Source organism: Streptococcus mitis (assembly GCF_946190375.1).
GTDB lineage: Bacteria > Bacillota > Bacilli > Lactobacillales > Streptococcaceae > Streptococcus > Streptococcus mitis_CJ.
This window is the reverse complement of sequence record NZ_CAMIAF010000015.1, coordinates 58,759-65,635: the sequence shown is the minus strand read 5'-3', so window position 1 is coordinate 65,635 and position 6,877 is coordinate 58,759. Positions and strand designations below refer to the sequence as shown.

Here is a 6,877-nt window from a genome sequence, read left to right as displayed (position 1 = left end):
TATCAAAAAAGAAAGGACAAATTTCGTCCTTTCTCGATCTTAGCTTTTCTTCAACCCACTACAGTTGACAAAGAGCCTCATTTTTCATTAGTTTATTTTTCTTTGCTTACAGATGTAGGATTACTACCTTTTAACAAAGCAAGCAATTTTTCTGCTTCTGTCATGATACCATTATTATCCAAGGTTTGGAGACTCAGATTATTTCGTAAACCAGCTAGGGTTTCTGTTGCATTGGCTTTCAAACTAGCATCTGTTACTTTAGCAAGTAAAGCTTCTGCTTCTTTGAGCTTGGCTTCTACTTTTTCAGTCTCTACTTGAGGGACTTCTGGTTCAGCAGGTGTTTCCTCTACTGGCTCTTCATCTGCTTTGAAGTTCTTATTTGGATCTTCACTGTGGTCTTTCTTACCTAAGACATGCTCGCTGGCATTACCCCATCCATCATTAGAATGTGGACGTTCATCAGGATGTTCAACATAGTACTTAATCGTCGCAAATAAATCTTCCAAGGTATAACCGTTTGGAGCTTTGTATGAGTGATCATCAAACCAAGCAAATTTAATGTTATGGTAATGATCCTTATGAGGAATGATTAAATTACCATTTTTTATCTCAACTGTATGCTCTACCATGTATGGAAGTCGAACGAGTGGAATTCGTTTCTCACCTTTCACACGATTGTAAATGGCCGCTGCACTATCTCCAGTTGGATTTGCTTGAGCGTCTGCATCTGGAGATGGAGGTAGGATACCTTTTTCTTTAGTATAAGATTGAGCAGCTGCTTTTTCCTTATCAGAAAGGCTATCTTTTCCAATCCAGTGACTATGGCCCATATGAGGCGTTACATAAGCATCTCCTTCATCACTGATAATATCATGTTCGTCAAAAATATAACCATCTGAGGTTGTATACTTATCAGCTAATTGAGCAATACGAACTTCGGCCTCAGTATATTCAATTTGAGAATTTGGTTTACCAAGTCGCTCTGGATGGGTAATTGGTGCTAGGAATGCCAATAAATCGTCTACTAATTTTCCTTTATTAGAAGATTCATCATTCAAGCGTTCTGCTAATTTGTCTAAGGCTTGGAAATCAGAAGTACGCCCCTTATTTTCAGACAAGGCTTTATGAGCCTCGGCCAACAAATTATATGCTTTATCATAAAATTCTTGGTCACGAGGAGCGACATTTTCTTTCTTCGCAACTAGGGCATGCGTCTCTTGAGTTTTCTTAGACAAGAGATTTTCAATAGCGTCAATCTTATCCTTGGCTAAGTCTTTAGCTAGAACATAACGACTAGCGCCCTTATCTTCTATAATATATCCATCACCAACTTTTCTAACAACCTGATTGACATCAAATTCTGTCGGTTTATTTTCCACTGGTGCTAGAGGTTTGGTAGTAGGGGCTGGCTTCAGAGGAGTAATACTTGGCAAGACACTGCCATTTTGTCCCTTAACAGCTATCATACGAGCCAATTTTTCTTCCAGCGGTGACATTTGTGAATAAGGGATAAAGTGATAATGATCTCCGTGTGGCACTGCAACACCGTTAGCTGTACGTTTGATGATTTGTGCCGGATCAAAGACTAAGCCATCCGATTCTACATGGCGTTCTGATAAAGGTTTGGCATACAATTCACTTAAAAGTGTTGGGATATCTTCCCCTTGATTTTGATGATAAGTTGGGGTGACAGTCAGGTTTGGAGTCTCTGTCAAACTTGGTTGGGCTGGAGCCGGATTTGGATTGTTACTACTTGGTTTACTTGAGCTTGTAGCAGAATGTGAGCCCTGCTTACCATTCCAATAAGCTTGGGCAGCAGCCAATTCTCCTGCAGATAAATCACTCTTAGGTATATAGTGGAAATGATTGCCGTGCGGTACAACAAAAGCGTCACCTGTATCTTCAATCACATCTGTCGGACTAAATACATACCCATCATCCGTTGTATAAGCGCCTCCAGTTCCTCGATTTGGTGCCTGCGTATTGAGATTAAAGTTTGGTTTAATCGGTGAACTTGGTGTTGAACTTGGTTTATCTGTACTGCTTGGTTTCGTATTATCAGAATGACTTTGAACTGGTTGACCACCAATTGGTAGATTTCGAGCCAATTTTTCTTCCAAGGCAGACATTTGCGAATAAGGGATGAAATGGAAATGATCTCCGTGAGGTACTGCGACACCATTGGCTGTACGTTTTGTAATCTGTGCTGGATCAAATACCAAGCCATCAGACTCCACATGACGTTGGCTAAGTGGTAAGGCGTACAATTCTTGAAGGAGACTAGCTAAATCCTCACTTTGACTTTCAGAATCTGTTGCAGGATTTTGAGGTGTATCAGATTGACTCGTTCTCACACTAGATCTTGTTTCAGCTCTGCTAGAACGATATTCAACCGTACTTAATTGCCCACCTTTTCCAGATAAGAAGGCTTGGGCGGCAGCTAATTCACTAGCAGACAAATCACTCTTAGGAATATAGTGGAAGTGATTGCCATGAGGAACAATATAAGCATCACCCGTATCTTCGATGATATCAGATGCGTTGAAGATATAACCGTCATCCGTTGTATAACGTCCTTGGGCTCTGGCTTCAGCAACAGCATTATCAGTACTTGAATTATGATTATGACTATGTTCCTGCTTCTGACGTTTAATCTCTTCTTTTGTCCGAATATTGTCCGCATGAGCCGCATCCTTGAGGTAAACATAGTATTTCCCGTCTACCTTAATGACATAGCCACCCTTGATTTCATTAACAATGTCTGAATCCTTCAACTGATAATTCGGATCTTTCATGAGGAGTTCTTCACTGATGATAGCATCATAAGGAACCTTGCCATTATAGTAATGATAATGGTCTCCATGAGAGGTCACATAACCTTGATCCGTAATCTTGATAACAATTTGTTCGGCGTTGATTCCCTCTCTCTTACTGACTTCATCTGGTGTCAAATTTTCTGCCTTTTGACCAGCCTGATCACCATCTATATAAGCAACTCGATTAGACTCTTTCTTAACTTGACCAGCTTGGTAACGACCAAGTTCATAGGAACAAACACTTAGGGCAAGAACTGCCACTGAACCCGCTACATATTTTTTATTGATTTTCATTCTTATCTCACTTTAATTCTTCTGCTAGAACACTCATATTTTCTTCAAGATTTTCTAAATAGGTCTTGTCATTTTGTGGGTCTGCCTCTAAAGGATTCAGAGTTTTAAGCCCCACACCTGTTGATTTGACAAGAGTTTCAGCTACTTTTGAAGAAGCATTACTTTCTGTAAAAATCGTTTTAACCTTATAGGTTTTAACAAATTCCTGAATTTCTGTTAGTTGTCTTGGACTTGGTTCTTGTTCAGGAGAGATGCCTGCAATACCAAGTTGATTAAGTCCAAATCTCTTCGCTAGATAAGAAAAGGCTGTATGTTGTGTTACAAATGTTTTCTGAGTCGCTTTTTCAAATTTAGGCTGGAATTTCTTAGTCAATTCTTGAGCTTTTTTGATAAAGGCTTGCGCATTTTTCTGGTAAGTTTCTTTATGCTCACTATCCACCTCTGAAAGTTTATCAGAGATAATCTGAGCTTCTTCGCCAGCTTTTTCAGGATCTAGCCAAGTGTGAGGGTCATAGAGCGTTTTTTCATCAACTCCATCCCCTGCTTCCACATCTTCTAGCCCTGGGACGCGGTCTAAAGTCATTCCCTCTGAAGCCTCTAAAACCTTCACTTTAGATTTTTTTAGATTGGGATCCAGACTTCCTGCCCAAGATTCGAGCGTATGAGAATGGTAAACAAAGACATCTGCATCATAGATAGCTGCGATATCATTTGCCGAAGGTTCAAAAGAGTGAATTCCACTACTTGACTGAATCATCCGAACATCATTCAAGTCACCAGATACTTCCTTGACCATAGCGTAGATAGGATAAAAACTGGTCACAATTTTCATCCCTTTCCCTGTCTGGCTTTCCTTTTGACCACAAGCACCTAAACACAAAAGAAAGACACTTAACAATACTAAAAATAAACTTTGTTTTTTCATGGATAACCCCTTAACTATTTAATTAACTGGTAAACATTCTACTCCTAAAAATTTAATCTGTCAAGCTATTTTTAGAAAAAAATTGAAATTTCTTTCACATATAAAAATCTGCTGAGTTTCAATAACTCAACAGATTCTCACTTTATATACTCAATGAAAATCAAAGAGCAAATTAGGAAGCTAGCCGCAGGCTGCTCAAAACACTGTTTTGAGGTTGTAGATGAAACTGACGAAGTCAGTAACCATACATACGGCAAGGCGAAGCTGACGTGGTTTGAAGAGATTTTCGAAGAGTATTATTCTTCTATGGTAGAATGCTTATAACCATAAGTGACGTAAATAATACTTCCTATCAACAAAGCAACTAGGAAAGCAATCCAAGTTTCCATATTATACTGCAACATAAAGGATAAACAAATGATGATTGATAAAATTGGTAATAAGGGTACCAATGGTGTTTTAAATTCTCCAGCTTTGGGCATCCCCTTTTCTCTCCGTAAGCGAATCAAGCTGTAAGCAAGCATAATCAAGTATGCCAAGGTACAAATGTTTAAGAAGGCTGCGATACTGGCTAGTGGGAATATTCCTGCTGCTACTGCTGAAGCTAGACCTGTCAAAATAGTCGCATTTTTGGGTACCTTGCTAGTCTTCGTCAGTTCCTTAAAGGCAGCAGGCATCAATCCGTCACGTGCTAAACTGTAAATCATACGCGATAGGGCATAGGTCATCGAGATACAAACCGTAATCAAGGTCAAGATAGCCACCAATGACACATAGTTGGCTGCCCAACTAATCCCAACACTACGAAGGGCAAAGGCAACGGCATCATCAACATTTAGATGACTATAGTGAACCACACCAGTCAAAACAAGAGTCACCAAGGCATAAAGAATGGTTACGATAGAAAGCGATAAGACAATCCCTCTAGGAATATTTTTTTGAGGAGTCTTGACCTCATCTACGGCCATAGAGATGGATTCAAATCCCAAAAAGCCGAAGAACATCAAGGACGCACCAGCCATAATACCAGTACTAGCACCATAGATTTGTCCAAAACCATAAGGAGCAAAATTACTCCAGTTGTCAAGTTTAATATGCCAAATTCCTACTAAAACAAAGAGAGCTAAAGCGGAAAATTTCAAAATAACTAGAATAGAATTAAAGCGTAAGGCTGCCTTGGCATTTAGTAAAACAAGCGAAGTCACCAAGACCAAGACAAGAATAGGCAATAAATCAACAAATGTTCCTGCTTGAGGATTAAAGGTACCATTTAAAGCCTGAGGAAGGGCTATCCCATATTGAGAAAGCAAGCCTTTAAAATAAGCTGCCCAACCCGAAGCCACACCAGATATGGCTGTCATGAACTCCATCATGGTTAACCAACCAGCCAACCAGGCTGGGAATTCTCCTAAAATAGCATAGAGATAACTGTAGGCACCACCTGTAGCAGGTACTCGTGAAGCAAATTCTGCAAAAAAGAGGGCTGATAATCCTACACACAAGGCAGAAATGACGATTGAAATCACTAGGGCTGGACCAGCAAGCGTTGCAGCTGCAGTACCTGTGATTGTAAAGACACCTGTCCCTACCATGGCTCCGATACCCAGCAAAATCAAATCCCATAACTTCAAATGCCTGTGCATCTCTGTTTTATCTAAACTAACGTTCTTTGTTCTAAATATATTCATCTTTGACTCCATAATAAAATGATGATTCTATTTTACCATAAATATAGGAGATTTGTGAATATTTATAAAACATTTTTCTGAAAAAATCTGACTACCTTTTTGTAACAGCTTAAGAACCAAAACTCTTGAAGAAGTTGACAACGGCTTGCCAGAGGGAGCTTAGAAAATTACCGCCGTCCTCTAGCGCCTTATCCGCATCAAAGTTAAGATTGATATTTTTAAAACTATCGCCAGCTTGTGAAACAATACTTTGTTTAAGGTCATTTAGAGTTTTAGTGAAGTCTGTATTGCTAAGAATATCACTTTTTGAGAGATTTAAAGCAAAATTGATGATGATATTGATCTGGTTTCCTGTTATCACCTGATCAAGTTTGTAATTTTTTAAGGTATCTTCAACGATTTTACGGACATCTTCCTCCGTCAGATTTCCCTTGCTTTCTTTAGCTTTGGCAAGTCCTGACTTGATATCGGCTAGGGCAACGTTTAATTTATTAGCATCATAGCCTGTTTTGTCCTTGTTTTCAGCATTGATATCGGACAAAGCCTTCAGCTCTTCTTGAGCCAAATCTTTGTTGGCTTGTGGCACCTTGGCTCCATTAGCTTCCAGCGAATAGTAAATCCCGGCTAAGGCACTCTCACCTGTAACTGGAATAGGTGCTGCTACAGTGATTTTGGCGTGTTCCACACCCAAAGTTACGGCTGCATTTCGGTACATATCCTGAGTTACCTTGGTGATATTTTCAGGTGTTTCAATCTTGACCTCAAGTGGTGATTTGTCCCCTAGCTTTTGAATCTTGGCTGATGAATACAATTGTAAGCTAGAGTCATTTGCCACATTCATAATCTTAGAATAGACATCAGGTGTCATGGTCTTGAGTTCTTTGGTGTCTGTTGAGGCATTATAGCCTAGTTTTTTAAGGGTTTGATTTTTTTGATCTTCAGACAATGATGAACCTAGGACATATTCAGGTTGAACATAGGTTTCGTCAATGACTTTTTGAACATCTGTTGCTGCATGGACGCTATTCATAGCTGTTACTGCCCACAAGACCGCAGCACTAGTCAGAAAGAGTTTCTTTCTCATAGGGAATTTCCTCCTTTACCATTCTAGAGTAATATATCTATCTTAAAGAAAACTTATAACAAAAACACCT

4 protein-coding genes are annotated in these 6,877 nt (G+C 39.4%); all 4 read right to left on the bottom strand.

The annotated features are described in order from the left end of the window. Positions 1-92: 92 nt before the first annotated feature. Entirely contained in the window at positions 93-3,110 is a 3,018-nt protein-coding gene (locus tag N8M09_RS08135) for a pneumococcal-type histidine triad protein (protein ID WP_261064826.1), read from the bottom strand. Positions 3,111-3,117: 7 nt separating this feature from the next. Beyond that, positions 3,118-4,035, bottom strand: a complete 918-nt coding sequence (gene adcAII / locus N8M09_RS08130) for a zinc-binding lipoprotein AdcAII (protein WP_261064825.1) — start codon at positions 4,033-4,035, stop codon at positions 3,118-3,120. A gap of 296 nt (positions 4,036-4,331) precedes the next feature. Then, positions 4,332-5,723, bottom strand: a complete 1,392-nt coding sequence (locus tag N8M09_RS08125) for an APC family permease (RefSeq protein WP_261064824.1) — start codon at positions 5,721-5,723, stop codon at positions 4,332-4,334. Positions 5,724-5,832: 109 nt separating this feature from the next. Next, positions 5,833-6,807 carry a DUF1002 domain-containing protein gene (locus N8M09_RS08120; RefSeq protein WP_261064823.1) on the bottom strand — a complete coding sequence of 325 codons (975 nt, stop codon included), beginning with the start codon at positions 6,805-6,807 and terminating at the stop codon, positions 5,833-5,835. Between the last annotated feature and the right edge of the window lie 70 nt (positions 6,808-6,877).